10 protein-coding genes are annotated in these 14,213 nt (G+C 60.4%); 7 read left to right on the top strand and 3 right to left on the bottom strand.

What is annotated here, in order from left to right; translation table 11 throughout:
• The first annotated feature begins 58 nt into the window (after positions 1-58).
• The gene (locus AC1DFR_RS18315; RefSeq protein WP_476874117.1) at positions 59-1,414 is read left to right on the top strand and encodes an aldehyde dehydrogenase family protein; all 1,356 of its coding nucleotides are present in this window, start codon (positions 59-61) and stop codon (positions 1,412-1,414) included.
• 74 nt (positions 1,415-1,488) lie between these two features.
• Here AC1DFR_RS18315 and AC1DFR_RS18310 read toward each other — a convergent pair whose 3' ends face one another.
• Positions 1,489-3,315 carry a flavin-containing monooxygenase gene (locus AC1DFR_RS18310; protein WP_476874116.1) on the bottom strand — a complete coding sequence of 609 codons (1,827 nt, stop codon included), beginning with the start codon at positions 3,313-3,315 and terminating at the stop codon, positions 1,489-1,491.
• Between the two features lie 42 nt (positions 3,316-3,357).
• A complete protein-coding gene (locus tag AC1DFR_RS18305; protein ID WP_476874115.1) occupies positions 3,358-4,107 on the bottom strand; it encodes an SDR family NAD(P)-dependent oxidoreductase in 750 nt (249 codons plus the stop codon).
• A 173-nt stretch (positions 4,108-4,280) separates the two neighbouring features.
• Between AC1DFR_RS18305 and AC1DFR_RS18300 the strand changes: the two genes are divergently transcribed.
• The 4 genes from AC1DFR_RS18300 to AC1DFR_RS18285 all read left to right on the top strand — a co-directional run bounded on the left by AC1DFR_RS18300 (position 4,281) and on the right by AC1DFR_RS18285 (position 10,191).
• Positions 4,281-5,021: an SDR family NAD(P)-dependent oxidoreductase gene (locus tag AC1DFR_RS18300; RefSeq protein WP_476874114.1), complete on the top strand. Its 741-nt coding sequence runs from the start codon at positions 4,281-4,283 to the stop codon at positions 5,019-5,021.
• Positions 5,022-5,125: 104 nt separating this feature from the next.
• A complete protein-coding gene (locus AC1DFR_RS18295) occupies positions 5,126-6,655 on the top strand; it encodes an aldehyde dehydrogenase family protein (protein ID WP_476874113.1) in 1,530 nt (509 codons plus the stop codon).
• 32 nt (positions 6,656-6,687) lie between these two features.
• Positions 6,688-8,520 carry a sigma-54-dependent Fis family transcriptional regulator gene (locus AC1DFR_RS18290; protein WP_476874112.1) on the top strand — a complete coding sequence of 611 codons (1,833 nt, stop codon included), beginning with the start codon at positions 6,688-6,690 and terminating at the stop codon, positions 8,518-8,520.
• Between the two features lie 198 nt (positions 8,521-8,718).
• Positions 8,719-10,191, top strand: a complete 1,473-nt coding sequence (locus AC1DFR_RS18285; protein WP_476874111.1) for an APC family permease — start codon at positions 8,719-8,721, stop codon at positions 10,189-10,191.
• A 67-nt stretch (positions 10,192-10,258) separates the two neighbouring features.
• On the opposite strand, the gene AC1DFR_RS18280 is transcribed toward AC1DFR_RS18285, so the two are convergent.
• Positions 10,259-11,443, bottom strand: coding sequence for a Gfo/Idh/MocA family protein (locus AC1DFR_RS18280; RefSeq protein ID WP_476874110.1), 1,185 nt, complete (start codon positions 11,441-11,443; stop codon positions 10,259-10,261).
• A 183-nt stretch (positions 11,444-11,626) separates the two neighbouring features.
• Here AC1DFR_RS18280 and AC1DFR_RS18275 point away from each other — a divergent pair, with 183 nt between their 5' ends.
• Positions 11,627-12,397 carry an SDR family NAD(P)-dependent oxidoreductase gene (locus AC1DFR_RS18275; RefSeq protein WP_476874109.1) on the top strand — a complete coding sequence of 257 codons (771 nt, stop codon included), beginning with the start codon at positions 11,627-11,629 and terminating at the stop codon, positions 12,395-12,397.
• 52 nt (positions 12,398-12,449) lie between these two features.
• A complete protein-coding gene (locus AC1DFR_RS18270) occupies positions 12,450-14,210 on the top strand; it encodes an IlvD/Edd family dehydratase (RefSeq protein WP_476874108.1) in 1,761 nt (586 codons plus the stop codon).
• The last annotated feature ends 3 nt before the right edge of the window (positions 14,211-14,213 follow it).

Raw genomic sequence — 14,213 nt, 5'->3', positions numbered from 1 at the left:
CCGCCCGGCCATTTAGGGCAATCCCGTTTCGAATTATCTGACAAAGGAGTATCCCACCATGAGCGCATTTGCCGTTATTGATCCGGCCACAGGAACCACCCACGCGCAGTACCCGGCGGCCACCGATGCAGAGGTCGAAGCAGGCCTCAGCGCAGCGCAAAAAACCTACCAGGAGTGGTCACGCACCACATCCGTGGCTGAGCGGGCATCCTTGGCCAAGCGGCTGGCCAGCTTGTTTGTGGAACGCAAGGACAAGCTCGCGGCCATCATCAACCGGGAGATGGGCAAGCCCCTTCCGCAGGCAGTGGGGGAAGCAAAGTTCTCCGGTGCCATCGCCGCAGCATTTGCCGAGCACGCGGAGGAGTGGCTCGCCGATGAAGAGCTCGAGGTAGCCGACGGCTTGCGGACCTTCTTCCGGTACCAAGGCCTGGGCGTGGTCCTCGGCATCATGCCGTGGAACTACCCCTACTACCAGGTGGCACGCTTCGCGATTCCCAACATCATCCTGGGCAACACCGTGATTGTCCGCCATGCAAGCCAGTGCCCGGAGTCGGCCCTGGCCCTTGAGGAACTCTTCCGCGATGCCGGTTTCCCCGAGGGCGCCTACGTCAACCTTTTTGCCACGCACCAGCAGATCTCGGACATCATCGCCGACGACCGCGTGCAGGGGGTATCACTCACTGGTTCGGAGCAGGTAGGTGCGATCGTGGCTGAGCAGGCCGGGCGCGCCCTGAAGAAGTGCGTGCTGGAGCTGGGCGGGGCTGACGTGTTCATTGTGCTGGACACCGATGACGTTGACCAGGCCGTTAATAAGGCCGTCATGGGCCGTATGGGCAACACCGGCCAGTCCTGCAATGGCTCCAAGAGGATCGTGGTGCTGGACAAGTACTTCGATGAATTCTCAGAGAAGTTCAAAGCAGCCATTGCCGGGCAGTCCTACGAGAAGGGCGACTTCGGCCCGCTCTCTTCCGACTCGGCGACAAAGTTCCTCACAGAACAGGTGCAGGGAGCCGTCGATCAGGGCGCCGAAATCCTGGTGGGCAACAACCAGCCCCAGGGCAACGTCTTCACCCCAACGGTGATCACCAACATCACGCCGTCCATGGACGTCTACAGCCAAGAGCTCTTCGGCCCGGTGGCCCAGCTGTACAAGGTCGGCAGCGACGAGGAAGCGATCAAGCTCGCCAACTCCTCGCCGTACGGCCTCGGTTCCGTGGTGATCTGCGACGACCTTGAGCGCGCTGAGCGCGTCGGCAACCAGCTCGACGTCGGAATGGTCTTCATCGGCGCATACGACCTCAGCGGAGCCGATGTTCCCTTTGGCGGCGTCAAGAAGTCCGGCTACGGCCGCGAACTGGGCAAAGTAGGCATGCTGGAGTTCGCGAACAAGAAGTTGTTCCGCTTCGCCAAATAAGCAACTGTTGCACGCAAGAGGAGGCCGGATCATCGCGATCCGGCCTCCTCTCTCCGTGCTGGACTCAGATTGCGTTAGCCGTTCGGCTGTTCAAGCGGCATGGCGCCGGCTTCCATGGCCGCTAGTTGCAGCGCAAGCAGTTTCGAGTAGAACCTGCCGTCGCCGATGCCAAGCGAGACCATGAACCATAGCTGGTCGACTCCGGTGCGACGCCAGAGGCGACCGTATTCACGATCAGGACCTACCCTGGAGAATTCACCTGCCCGATCAGCGATGTCGTCACCGAGCACTTCGCGTACTACTGCCGGGGCACCCAGGTAGCCGGTAGCGAACACTACGAGGTCAGCTTCCAAGAACCGTCCGCCGTCCAAGTTCACCCCGCCGGCAGTGAGACCCTCTACGCTGCCGTGGCGAAGTTTGATGGTTCCGTCGATGATCAATTCAGATGCGCCCGCGTTGTAGTAATAGCCGGTTCCGTTTTGGCCAAAGATCAATCCAAGAACGCCCTGCCCATTCGGACCGTCGCTCAGCTCGAACCCTGCTTCGACAAGGCCGTCCAAAAGCTCCCGATCCATGGACTTGACTAGCTCTACATGCATTGGGCCGTGCGCTGGAAGTGCTCCGAAAGGAGTAGCAGCGTTTAGGAGGTCAGCTTCTTCCGTACTGTAATTACCGCTGATGTGGTTGGCGTGCATCACTTTGTGGAATGTCGAGGTGTTCATGACGAAAGTTCCGGACCGTTGAATCATGGTGACGTCGACGCCATGCTCCGCCAGGTCCTGCGCGATGTCGTGGCCACTGACGCCTGACCCGACAACCACCGCCCGCTTTCCCCGCCAACGGGCGTGTCCCTGATAGTCGACCGCATGCATCACAGTTCCGCGATAGTCCTGCCGACCTGGAAGCTCGGGGATATTTGGAGCAGCGTTCATTCCCGTGGCAAAGACGAGATGCCTGGGGCTCACCTTTCGGCTGCTTCCGTCCAGCCGTCCGACGTTGACGACCCACCGCCGTGAAGCGTCATCGAACTCCACGGTGTCTGCGCTGGCCCCGGTCCAAACCGCCAGATCCAGGAGGGTTGCATAACTTTCGAGGAAGTCTCCAAGCTTGTCCTTTGGGGTGAAACTTGGCCACGTGGAAGGGAATGGAAGGTACGGCAAATGATCGGAGGCAAGCGGGGTGTGGAGTGCCAGCGAACTGTAGCGCTTGCGCCAGTTGTCGCCGACCCTCTGGTTGCGCTCCAGCACCAGGGCGGGAATGCCAAGGGCTCTGAGGCGGGCCGCCAGCATAAGCCCGTTGTGTCCAGCGCCGAGAATGAGAACCTCCGGCTCCCGCTGTTTGAACTCGGGGTCGAGTCCTTCCTTCCAGCCGAGGCGGTCACGAACGGGTCCGTGGGTCTTTCCGCTGGGCCGGGCGCTCTGGTGGCGCTCGGGGTGACTGTCCACGGTATCGAGCGCGAGGACCAAGCTCGCCGCCATCCAGGATCCGTTTTCCTCTTGGACAAGGCGCACGTGCCCGAAACCTCCCCCCGCACTGTTCCGGAATTGGAGGAAGGAAGATATGGAAGCTGACGTCCCATCCTCTACGACGATGGGCGCGCCATCCGGGCGCATTCCGATGGACGTTGTTGGCTTTGAGTCCGGCGCTGCCAGAAGACGTGCGATTTCCTCACGGCCAATGGCATTTCGGAAGTCCCAAGACAAAGCCAAGAGATCGCGGAAGGTGCCATCCGGCATGAACAGATCAGCAGCGGCAAGGGGGTCCAGCGACGTCATCGTTGTGTCCAGCCGTTCGACCCACTCACGCACGGTTCTTTCTGGCGTGTTGATCGAACGGGAACCCTTGGCTGCAGGTGGTAAAGCTACATCAGTCATCTGCAGTGCTTCCTTTGTGTATGTCATTTGCGGTTATCCTTCGGGCTTAAGTTGGCCGGCTACGCCGCCCTACTGGGCGGTGTAGCCACCGTCAATACGGAGGTCGGCACCAGTGACGTAACTGGCTTCATCACTGGCCAGATAGAGCACCCCGTAGCTCACTTCGAGGGGCTGGGCCGCTCGTTTCATCGGCGTCGCTTCACTGAATTCGCGGTTGGATTCTTCGCCCTCTTCGACAGCCATTGCTGTCATCACCAACCCCGGCGAAACAGAATTGATCCGGACACCACGGTTTGCATACTCCATCGCGGCGGCACGCGTCATCATCTTCACGGCTCCCTTGGAAGCCTGATAGGAGAAGCTGCCTGGATTACCGACGGTGCCGTTGATGGAACACGTATTGACGACTGCGCCGCCGCCGCTGCGCTCGATTGCCGGAACGCCGTGCTTGAGGCCCAGGAAGACACCTTGTTGATTGATCGCGGTGGTCTTGGACCAACCCTCAAGCCCTTCGTCTTCGACGGACTTCATGGTGCCAACGATCCCGGCATTGTTGATCAGGATGTCGACGCGTCCCCAGCGTTGTTCAGCTGTCGCGATGACGGATTTCCAATCATCTTCGGAAGTAACGTTCAAGTGCATGTACTGAACATCGTGTCCAGACTCCCGCAATTCCAGGGCGACAGCCTCGCCGCTCTCATCCAGAGTGTCGGTGACAAGCACGGACGCGCCCTCCTGGGCGAAGAGGCGGGCATGCGACTCACCCTGCCCTCTGGCCCCACCGGTGATGATGGTTACCTTGCCTTGTACGCGGCCCATGATTGTCTCCTTCGTGATCTGCGTGAAGTGTGTGTCACGCTCTGGAAGACGCTACTGGCGTGTTGGAGCCGGATTTGTGTCAGAAAGATACATTTTTGGTCAATCGATCCAAGCCAACATTGCCTTCAGTGCGGCACTCGGCCGCGCTGAATCAAAGGGGATCGACTGTGGCCATGCGGCTCGAAGGCAAGACGGCAATTGTTACAGGTGCAGCATCGGGACAGGGTCTGGCAACTGTGCGGGCACTGATAGAGCACGGGGCCAGCGTCATGGCAGCCGATATTGATGAAGCAGGACTGGAGCGGCTCGCTAAGGAGCACGAGCGTATTGCGACGCAACGCTGCGACATGAGCAAGCCGGCCGAGGTGGAGAGGCTTGTAACGGCGGCAGAGGCGACATTCGGGGCAGTTCATGCGCTGCTTAACTGCGCCGGCTACCTTAAGGCCGCGTCGGTGCTTGAGACCACAGACGAAATGCTCGACCGGATCATTGACATCAACCTGAAGGGCGTGTTCTACGGCTGCAAATACGTTATCCCTGCTCTGCAACGGGCCGGTGGCGGGTCGATCGTCAACTGGGGGTCGGTGAACTCCATGGTGGCTGAACCGGATATTGCGGCCTACGCTGCGTCCAAAGGTGGTGTCCTGATGATTACCAAGTCAGTCGCTGTGGAATACGCCAAGGACAACATCAGGGCCAATTGTCTCTGCCCTGGCGGAGTGCGCACCCCCATGGTGGCGGACTTCTTTGATGATGAATTCCTCAATGACGAGCAAGCCCAGCGTGCTTACCAGCCGCTCGGGTTGATCGACCCGGAGGAAGTTGCCGACGTCGCCGTCTTCCTGGTTTCGGATGAATCACGCAAGATGACCGGTTCCGCCGTTGTGGTAGATGCGGGCTACACGGCCATGTGACCAGATGTCCCACGTTGGGACAGTAGCCGTTGGCGCTGCTGCGTAGTCTCGACAGAACCCACCGTCGATGTGGGGTAACCAATCCATTAAGGAGTTTCTTGGCGATGACAATTGACGCGCAGCAGGCCTTCGGGGCCCGGATGACTGAACGACGACGTGCACCCTACATAACTGTTCCCCACGTCATCGCAGGCCAGGAGTATTTCGAAGGCCAGCTCATGAAACGGGAAGATCCCAGCAACCCCAGTCTGGTGGTCAGCGCCTGTCACGACGCTCCCGCGGACCTGGTGGAGCGTGCCGTCCGGGCAAGCCGTCATGCACAACGTGAATGGTCACGCGTACCACATGCCGAACGCATCCAACGAGTACGCCGTGCTATCCCGTTCATTGAGGAACGTCTCGAGGATTGGGCAGTCCGCGTTGCACTCGAAATCGGCAAACCTTACGTCGGTGCTCACGCCGAGGGAGCAGAGGTTCTTGAAATTGTCCGTCAATACACCGAATACGCGTCGGCTCCCGGCGCTTTCGAGGACGAACGGACAAACGACCCAACTGGCCTGTCGAATGATTCGGTGCTCCGCCCCTATGGGGTTTTTGGCGTCATTACACCGTTTAACTACCCGATCGTCCAAGCCGCAGGACCTGCCATCGCTGCCCTGATCGCGGGCAATGGCGTGGTAGTCAAAACTTCGCACGAGGGGCCTTGGTCCGGGCACGCCGTTTATGAACTCTGTGAGGCCATGGAACTCCCGAGAGGTCTCGTGAACGTGGTCCACGGGGGCGACGTTCCGGGCCGCGCCCTGGTGGCATCCAACATTGATGGCGTGTGCTTCACCGGATCAGTCGCCGTCGGCAGGTCGATCGTGCGCGACTTCGCTTCCGGACCGTACCCTCGGCCAGTCATAGCCGAGATGGGCGGAAAAAACCCGGTTATTGTCACCGACACTGCCGACCTCGAGCAGGCTGCCGAGGGCATTGTTTTCTCAGCTTTCGACCTCAGCGGGCAGAAATGCAGTGCGCTTTCCCGGGTGTTGGTAACACCGGCGGCCCATGACCAGCTGGTCGAACTTGTAGAAGAACGGGTTAAGACATTGAAAGCCGGCGATCCCATCGATGGGGACGTTTTCGCAGGTCCTGTTGTTTCTGCGGAGGCGCTGGAACGCTACGCCTCACTTGTCTCCTCGGCCCGACTTGAGGGTTTCCACATTGAAACCGGAAAGGCCAATGAAGGCGGCTATTTCGTTCCGGCGACCGTGGTCTCCGGTGTGCCGGCGACACATGAGTTGGCAACCGTGGAACATTTCCTGCCGTTTCTGACCATCAGCAAGGTACCGACATTTGAAGCGGCACTTACAGCAGCCAATGACACGGACATGGGTTTGACCGCGGGTATCTATACAGGAGACGTGGACGAGGCCAGGGAATTCCTTGACCGCATTGAGGCGGGCTGTGTCGATGTGAACGTCCCAGGCCACGCGACCACCGGCTGGTGGCCAGGACCGCAGACATTTGGCGGGTGGAAGGCGAGCGGTACGACCGGAAAACAAACGCTTGGAAAGTGGTACTTCCAGCTGTTTGGGCGACAGCAGGCGCGGAAACTGCCTGCCCATCTGGAACACCTGCTGCAGCACTGACTCCAGCCCTTATGCAGAAAGCAGCCACCGACATGACTTTCTACGATGTTTCGCGGATTCCCGAGGCTTTTTCCTTGCACGTGGGCGTAAGGCCGAACTCGGAGATCCAGTCGCTCAGGGAACGATTCCTCGCCGAGCCTGACGTGACGGACCTGAGCAGCCTGCGACCAGTCATCGCCCGGTCGTGGCAGCGTAGTCTTGCGTGCAATGTCACGGCTGCATCGCCGTTTCTGCACACGACGGTTCCCCAGGCGGATGAGCAGTTGCTGGCTGCTGCTGAGCCCGTGCTGACCGAACTCGAACGACTGTGCACCGATGCCGGGGGATTGGTTGTACTCACCGACGCGGAAGGAACGCTTGCAGTCTTCCGCGGCGATGCTGCCGAGCGGCGTAAGGCTGAGCTATTGTTCCCCAGCTTGGGCGCGCGAATGGCTGAGGACCTCATTGGAACCAATTCCGACGGGACGGTGCTGGAAGAGGGTGAAGCAGTGCAGGTCTGGGGTGCCGAGCATTTCAATGAGGCACTCCAGAACAGCTACTGCACGTCAGTTCCGATCCGTGACCCCCTCCGAAGATCCGTGCGCGGCGTCCTAGGGTTGATGTTGCCCGAGAAATTGGCCCGGACCACTCATCCGGGTTCGGTCCTGCTGACTGTTCACGGCGCAGCCGCAGACATCACCCGGAGACTAGCCGAACGGTTGGCAGCCCGGGAACAGGCCCTTATGTCCGAGTATCTGATCGAGATCCGGAAACGCGGTGCCGATGCCGTGGTAGCGATGGATGAACGCACCACGATTGCCAGCCGAAGCGCCCTTCGTATGCTGGACCCAAGCGACTTTGCCGTACTGGCGGCCCTGGCTCGGGAAGCTGAGCAACGGGACGGCATATCGCAGCATCGTTTGAATGTGAGCACCGGCAGGGAAGTCCAGCTTCACATCCGCCCGATGGGTCTCCGCGAGCTGGGTGCTGGTGGTGCATCCGTAATGCGTGTCCAGGTTCCGTCGGCCCCTGTGGGATTGCGTGTGGGTTCGGCGGCGGAAGAATCTGTTGCGCAGTTTGAAGGCATTGTCGGAACCAGCCGGGCGCTCCGCAGGTCCCTGGACGCTGCAGGCGCGGCCGTGAGCCGTCGCGTGCCGGCCTACATTATTGGTGAGCAGGGCAGTGGTAAACGAACCCTGGCGGAAGCGATGGCCAAGCGATTATCCACCGAGACCTACCTCTTCGACTTCAGCCAGCGGTCTGCAAGGCAGTTCGGCGTTGAAGACGTCGACGCAGCCCTCGAGAAAGGAGCGGCAGTTGTCCTCCACCGGGTCGACAAGTGCGGGCCACACTTAAAGGAGGACCTCTCCGCCTTGTTACAGGTCCTGGAACAGCCCCGACTTATCCTGACTGCCGGGATCGTTAGTGATGACCTGTTGCCAGTTCTATCAGCGCTGAGGGGAATAGAGATCGTCATGCCGCCCCTCAGAGACAGGCGGGGGGATGTTGTCGGTTTGGCATCGCACCTTCTCAGGAGCGCACTTGGACGGGAGGTGCGGATGTCGCCAAAGCTCCGCGATGCCTTGGTCGTGGCTGACTGGCCAGGCAACGTCCGTCAGCTTCGCGACCTTGTTGAATCGGCGGCGTCGCAGTCCCTGAGCGGGGAGTTGCACCTTTCCGACCTTAACGCGGTGCAACTTCGCAGACTTGGCACAACCCGCCTCACCCGACTGGAAGAGGCGGAATTGCAACAGATAAGGGGTGCGCTTGCCGAGGCGTCCGGCAACCGCGTCCGGGCCGCGACCCTCCTGGGAATCGGGAGATCAACCCTCTACCGCAAGGTTGAAGCCTACGAAGCCAAGGGGTTCGACCTGGCGCTGGGTTGAGGCGCCAGGACTCTGTTGCCGCCCGGCAGTGCATCATCCTGGGACAGTTCCTGCGCCGTTCCGGAATCAAAATCAAGAAACTAACTGGGACTCGGCCGAAACAGCCTCACCAGCTCACCAGCAGTATGGCCAACCGGCTTGCATTCACCCGTCATAGTGAGCGTCAAAGATGACATCACTCTCCTGAGGAGAACAAAAGTGAAACAGGAACTTCCCGTTCAGCACGCAGTCGCTGACGATGCAGAAGACATTGAAGCTCGATCGTCCATCTATCAGCTCAGAGGCCGAATGGGGACCACTGGACTGCTCTTCACGGTGCTGGCTTTTACCGCTCCGTTGGGCGTCGTCTTCGGCTTCGTCTCCGTTAACATTTCGTTTGGAATTGGAGTGCCGATCGCGTTCGTCGCGGTCGCTGTATTGATGGCGCTCTTTGCCATGGGCTTCACAGGAATGACGAAGGCAATACCGCGCCCCGGCGCCTTCTACACGTACATCCGGGAAGGCCTGGGCCGTCCCCTCGGCCTTGGCGGATCATTCCTCGCTTTGGTCACTTACGGATTCAACGTCACCTCGTGCATTGTTGTTTCCGGAATTGCCGTGAACAACCTGCTTGGTGCCTTCTTGGAGGACGTATCAACACCATGGTGGCTTTGGAGTTTCGTGATGTTCGTCATCGCATGGGTGCTCAGCTACTTCAACGTGGAATTATCTGCCAAAGTTCTCTCGGTCATCCTGGCCGTCGAGGTACTTTCAGTAGCCATTTTTGATGCAGTGATCATCATTAACGGAGGACCTGAGGGGCCCTCCTTCGAGCCATGGAACCCTGCCACCCTCTTCACTCCCACCATAGGCGTCCTCCTCCTGTTCAGCATTGGGGTGTTCAACGGATTCGAAGCGACAGCCATCTACCGGGACGAGGTCAAAAGGCCGAGCATCACCATCCCCCGGGCCACGTTCCTTGCAGTTGCATTTCTCGGTGTCTTTTACGCCATTTCCGCGTTTGCCCTGATCCTTTCGACGGGAACGTCGAACGCTGTGTCGGCGGCTCAAGCGGATCCGACGGCCATGATGCCGGACGCTCTCCTACGGTATTTTGGAGCCTTCGCGAACCAAGCTATCGCGATTCTCCTGGTCACCAGCTTTTTCGCCTCGGGACTATCCCTTCAGAACATCCTGGCCCGATACACTCACTCCTTGGCGGTTGACGGAATTTTTCCGAGGGCGATCTCGACAGTCCATGCGAAGCATGGGTCTCCACATCGCGCCGCAGTGGCCGTCGGTGCTGTCTTGCTTCTGGTGCTCCTCATCTTGGTAATTTCTGGCGGTGACGCGAATGCTCTCTATGCAGCCGCAGCGGGAGTGGCGTTCTATGGCATGCTGCTTCTGCTCTCCCTGACTGCCGTCGCCATCATCGTCTACTTCCGCAGGAACAAGTCCAGTATGTCTTTCTGGCGCACTCTGGTTGCCCCAGTCGTCGCTCTCGCGGGGATCGGGTTTGCGCTGTTGACTGCTTCCTTCAATATGGAGTTGCTCGTGGTGGGCGACCAATTCCTGCTCACAGTTCTGCTTGCAATACCCTACTTGTCGATAGCCATAGGGATTGCCCTTGCACTGCTGTTGAGGCGCCGGAATCCCGATACATACATGCGTATAGGTCGAGCTGTCGACTGAGAACGAAGAGGAGGCCGGATCATCGCGATCCGGCCTCCTCTTTCTGCACTTGCAGTGCGGCGTGGACTTAGGCCTGGTAGGTCGTTTGACCGGAAACTTCCGGGATCTCAACCCATTCGCCGGAACCGGCACTGCGCAGCGATGCATCCACAAGTTCAGATGCTGACCATCCGTCAGCGGCGGATGGACCGAGCTGCTTGCCTTCGGCCACGGAACGCAGGAACAGCGCGGCTTCAATGGTCTTGAGGTCGTTGAACCCGATTCCAGGGCCGGGGCCGGGCTGGAAACGACCGAACTCGCCGAAGGACGGCGGTGTCATGATGGTGCGGTAGCCGCTGCGGTCTGTGGCGAGTTCAAGCTGGTTCATGCGCTCAAAATTCCATCGCAGGGAGCCTTCAGTGCCGTAGACCTCGATGATGTATTCGGCATGGGGTCCGATGGCCACGCGCGTGGATTCGAACATGCCGATGGCACCGCCTTCGAAGCGGGCGAGCATGGCGGTGTAATCCTCGTTTTCCACCTCTCTCGTGACATCCGAGGCTTGGCCCATGTCGAAAGAGTTCGAGGAGTTGCCGGCAGGCAGGGGACGGTCCTTGATGAAGGTCTCCGTCACGGCATTCAGCGAGGTGATGCGGCCCACCAGGAACTGTGCGAGGTCGAAGCCGTGGCTGAGGACGTCGCCCAGGACTCCGGAGCCTGCACGGGCCTGCTCATAGCGCCAGGTGAATACCTGGCTAGGATCCGAGGCGTATCCGGTGAGGAGGCGGATCTGCACGTTGGTGATTCGGCCCAGGGCTCCGGACCGGATGAGCCGCCTGGCTTCCGCCACAGCGGGTGCGTGCCGGTAGTTGAATCCCACAGATGTGATGAGTCCTGCGGCCTCTGCGCCCTGGGCTATTTCGCGGGATTCCTGCGCGCTGCGGCCCATGGGCTTCTCAATCCAGAAGTGCTTGCCGGCTTCGATGGTGGCAAGTGCTATTTCGTGATGAAGGAAGTTGGGGGAGCAAATGGACACAACGTCCACGTCCGGGTTCTCCAGCACCTTGCGGTAATCCGTGGCCGTTTCCTTATAACCGAGTGCGTCCTCGGCATGGTGGCGACCGGCGTCGTCCGGGTCCGCGGCGATCACCAACTCAGGGTGCCGGGGCAGTTCCGGGAAGAACTGCTTGGTGGCCAGGTACGCGCGCGAATGCAACCTGCCCATCCATCCGACCGAAATCAAGCCAACCCCAATGCGGTTCTGCTGTTCCAAAAGGACTCCTTAGTCTGTCCCGCTCTCAGCGGTGCTGTGCCACGGAATGAAGGCGGCATCTGCTGACCAGCCTAAGAACGCAGGCAGTGTGCGATGTGTCTCAATGTGAGACAGCTGGCGGCGGGGATGCACTGCTTTAGTGGAACATGCCAGCCACCCGTGCCTACAGGAGGAGTTCCGTCGATGATGATGGACCGAAATCAACAGCTTCGAACGGAACCCCTGCGCGTGCTCATCACGGGTGCGGCATCCGGCGTCGGGGAAGCGACCGCAAAACTTTTCGCCAAACGAGGCGCCCGGGTGGCACTGCTGGGCCGGCGGTCGGCCGGTCTGCAGCGCGTCGCAGACGAGATCGGCGCCGGCGCGCACACAGTGGTTGCCGACGTCTCCGATGCCGCCGCAGTCAAGAATGCCGTCCGAGGTGCGATCCATACGCTGGGGGGCCTGGACGTAGCGGTCAACGCTGCTGGTGTGGCCGGGCATGTGGCCTTGGAAGACCTCACCGAGGACCGCTGGCACGACGTGCTGGAGACAAACCTGTCCGGGACTTTCTTCGTTTCCCGTGAGGCCGGGCTCCATATGCGGCGGTCCGGGGGAGGCTCGATCGTCAACGTCGCTTCCGACCTCGCCGCCATGGGTGCACCCGGGCTTGTCCATTACTGCGCGGCCAAAGCCGGCGTTGTAGGACTCACCAAGGCTTTGGCCTTGGAACTGGCACCCCTTGTCCGGGTGAACGCAGTCTGCCCCGGGCCGATTGATACGCCCATGGTGCGGGCAGGCCTGGCAGCGGCGCCGAATCCAACGGAAGCCCGGAGATTGAAAGAAAGCACCGTGCCCCTGAACCGGCTCGCCGATCCGGACGAGGTGGCCGCGGCTATCTATTTCCTGGCCGTCGAAGGGACTTTTGCTACCGGAACCAGCATGGCGTTCGACGGCGGCACAACCGCCGCCTAGAAACGTCCCCATCACCTGTCAAGAACTACAAGCCCAAGGAGCTTTGAAGGATATGCAAGAGTCGGATTACAAGGACCTCCGCAGCGCGCGATGGTTCGCACCGCACGACCTCACCGGATTCGTTCACCGCACAGCGATCCAGGCAGAGGGCTTCTCGCGCTTTGCCCTCAAGGACAAGCCGGTCATCGGCATCGCCAACTCCTGGTCGGAACTGGTCAACTGCAACATCCATTTCAAGCTGCTCGCCGACGCCGTTAAGCGCGGCGTTCTCATGGCTGGCGGGCTGCCGCTCGAGTTCCCCACCATCTCCCTGGGTGAAAGTCTCATGAAGCCGTCGGCCATGCAATTCCGAAACCTCATGGCCATGGACGTTGAAGAGTCCATCCGCGCCTACCCGCTAGACGCCATCGTGCTGCTGGGCGGCTGCGACAAGACAGTCCCAGCCCAGCTCATGGGTGCCGCCAGTGCAGATGTTCCAACCATCATGCTGACCGGCGGCCCCCAAGAGCCCGCACACTTCCGGGGGAAGCAGCTCGGGGTCGGCACAGACACCTGGAAGTACGCAGATGAGCTCCGCGCAGGGAAGATCACCGAGGCGGACTTCGACGAGCTTGAATCGGCTGCGAAACCTTCTGCAGGACACTGCAGCGAGATGGGCACAGCCTCCACCATGACGTCCCTCGTCGAAGCACTCGGCATGTGTCTGCCGGGCACTGCGTCGATCCCTGCGGTAGATGCGCGTCGCGCCCAAGCGGCGGAAGCCACCGGCCGCCGGGCAGTGGAGATGGCTCTGTCACAGGGGCCAAAGCCCAGCGAAATACTGACAAAAGAGGCCTTCGATAACGCAATCACCCTCCTGATGGCTGTGGGTGGTTCCACCAACGCCGTGGTGCACCTTCTGGCACTGGCCCGGCGGGTTGGTTATGAACTGCCGTTGGACCGCTTCCACGAAATCTCCCAACGGACCCCTCGCATTGTTAACGTCCGTCCCTCCGGCGAGTACTTGGTGCAGCAACTGTTCCAGGTCGGCGGCATTTCCACCGTACTAAAGGAACTGGCGCCGCTGCTGAACAAGGACGCACTCACGGTCACTGGGGAGTCCCTTGAGAATGGCTACAGTTCGGCCCCCGAACCTGACGGCGTCGTGGTCAGTACTCTCGAGGCCCCTTTCGATGCTTCCGGAGGCATTGCCGTCGTCCGTGGCTCACTGGCACCCAACGGCGCAGTCATCAAACGGAGTGCTGCGTCCAAGGATCTGCTGCAGCACAAGGGCTCAGCAGTGGTCTTCGAGGACATTTACGACCTGGGACGCAGGATTGACGATCCCGACTTGGACATTACCGAAGAATCCGTTTTGGTCCTGCGCAACAGCGGGCCTGTAGGGGCTCCCGGCATGCCCGAATGGGGCATGCTCCCCATTCCCGAGAGGCTCCTACGCCGCGGGATCCGCGACATCGTCCGCGTATCCGACGCCCGGATGAGCGGCACCGCCTTTGGCACCACCGTGCTGCACGTTTCTCCGGAGGCCGCCGTAGGTGGACCGCTGGCGATCGTCCGGGACGGGGACCCCATTGTGCTCGATGTTGAGAACCAGCGCCTAGATTTGGACATCCCTGCCGAAGAGATCGAGAGCCGACTGGCAGAACTCAAGCTTCCGGAACCGAAATACCGGCGCGGCTACGGACGGCTCTTCATCGATCACGTGAACCAGGCCGACGAAGGCTGCGACTTCGACTTCCTCAAGGGCCTGCGGGACGAGGAGCCACAACGCTTGCCGTACGGCCTGATGAGCGGTTGGCAGGGCGGCTGGTAAACG

It is taken from the genome of Arthrobacter sp. 05T410, from assembly GCF_056396505.1.
The sequence above is the reverse complement of the archived record's forward strand: the minus strand, read 5'-3'. Positions and strand labels throughout refer to the sequence as shown.

What these genes read in the sequence shown, in the direction of transcription:
- AC1DFR_RS18315 (WP_476874117.1), top strand. Translation starts at nt 59, where the DNA reads ATGAGCGCATTTGCCGTTATTGATCCGGCCACAGGAACCACCCACGCG.
- AC1DFR_RS18310 (WP_476874116.1), bottom strand. Translation starts at nt 3,315, where the DNA reads ATGACATACACAAAGGAAGCACTGCAGATGACTGATGTAGCTTTACCA.
- AC1DFR_RS18305 (WP_476874115.1), bottom strand. Translation starts at nt 4,107, where the DNA reads ATGGGCCGCGTACAAGGCAAGGTAACCATCATCACCGGTGGGGCCAGA.
- AC1DFR_RS18300 (WP_476874114.1), top strand. Translation starts at nt 4,281, where the DNA reads ATGCGGCTCGAAGGCAAGACGGCAATTGTTACAGGTGCAGCATCGGGA.
- AC1DFR_RS18295 (WP_476874113.1), top strand. Translation starts at nt 5,126, where the DNA reads ATGACAATTGACGCGCAGCAGGCCTTCGGGGCCCGGATGACTGAACGA.
- AC1DFR_RS18290 (WP_476874112.1), top strand. Translation starts at nt 6,688, where the DNA reads ATGACTTTCTACGATGTTTCGCGGATTCCCGAGGCTTTTTCCTTGCAC.
- AC1DFR_RS18275 (WP_476874109.1), top strand. Translation starts at nt 11,627, where the DNA reads ATGATGATGGACCGAAATCAACAGCTTCGAACGGAACCCCTGCGCGTG.
- AC1DFR_RS18270 (WP_476874108.1), top strand. Translation starts at nt 12,450, where the DNA reads ATGCAAGAGTCGGATTACAAGGACCTCCGCAGCGCGCGATGGTTCGCA.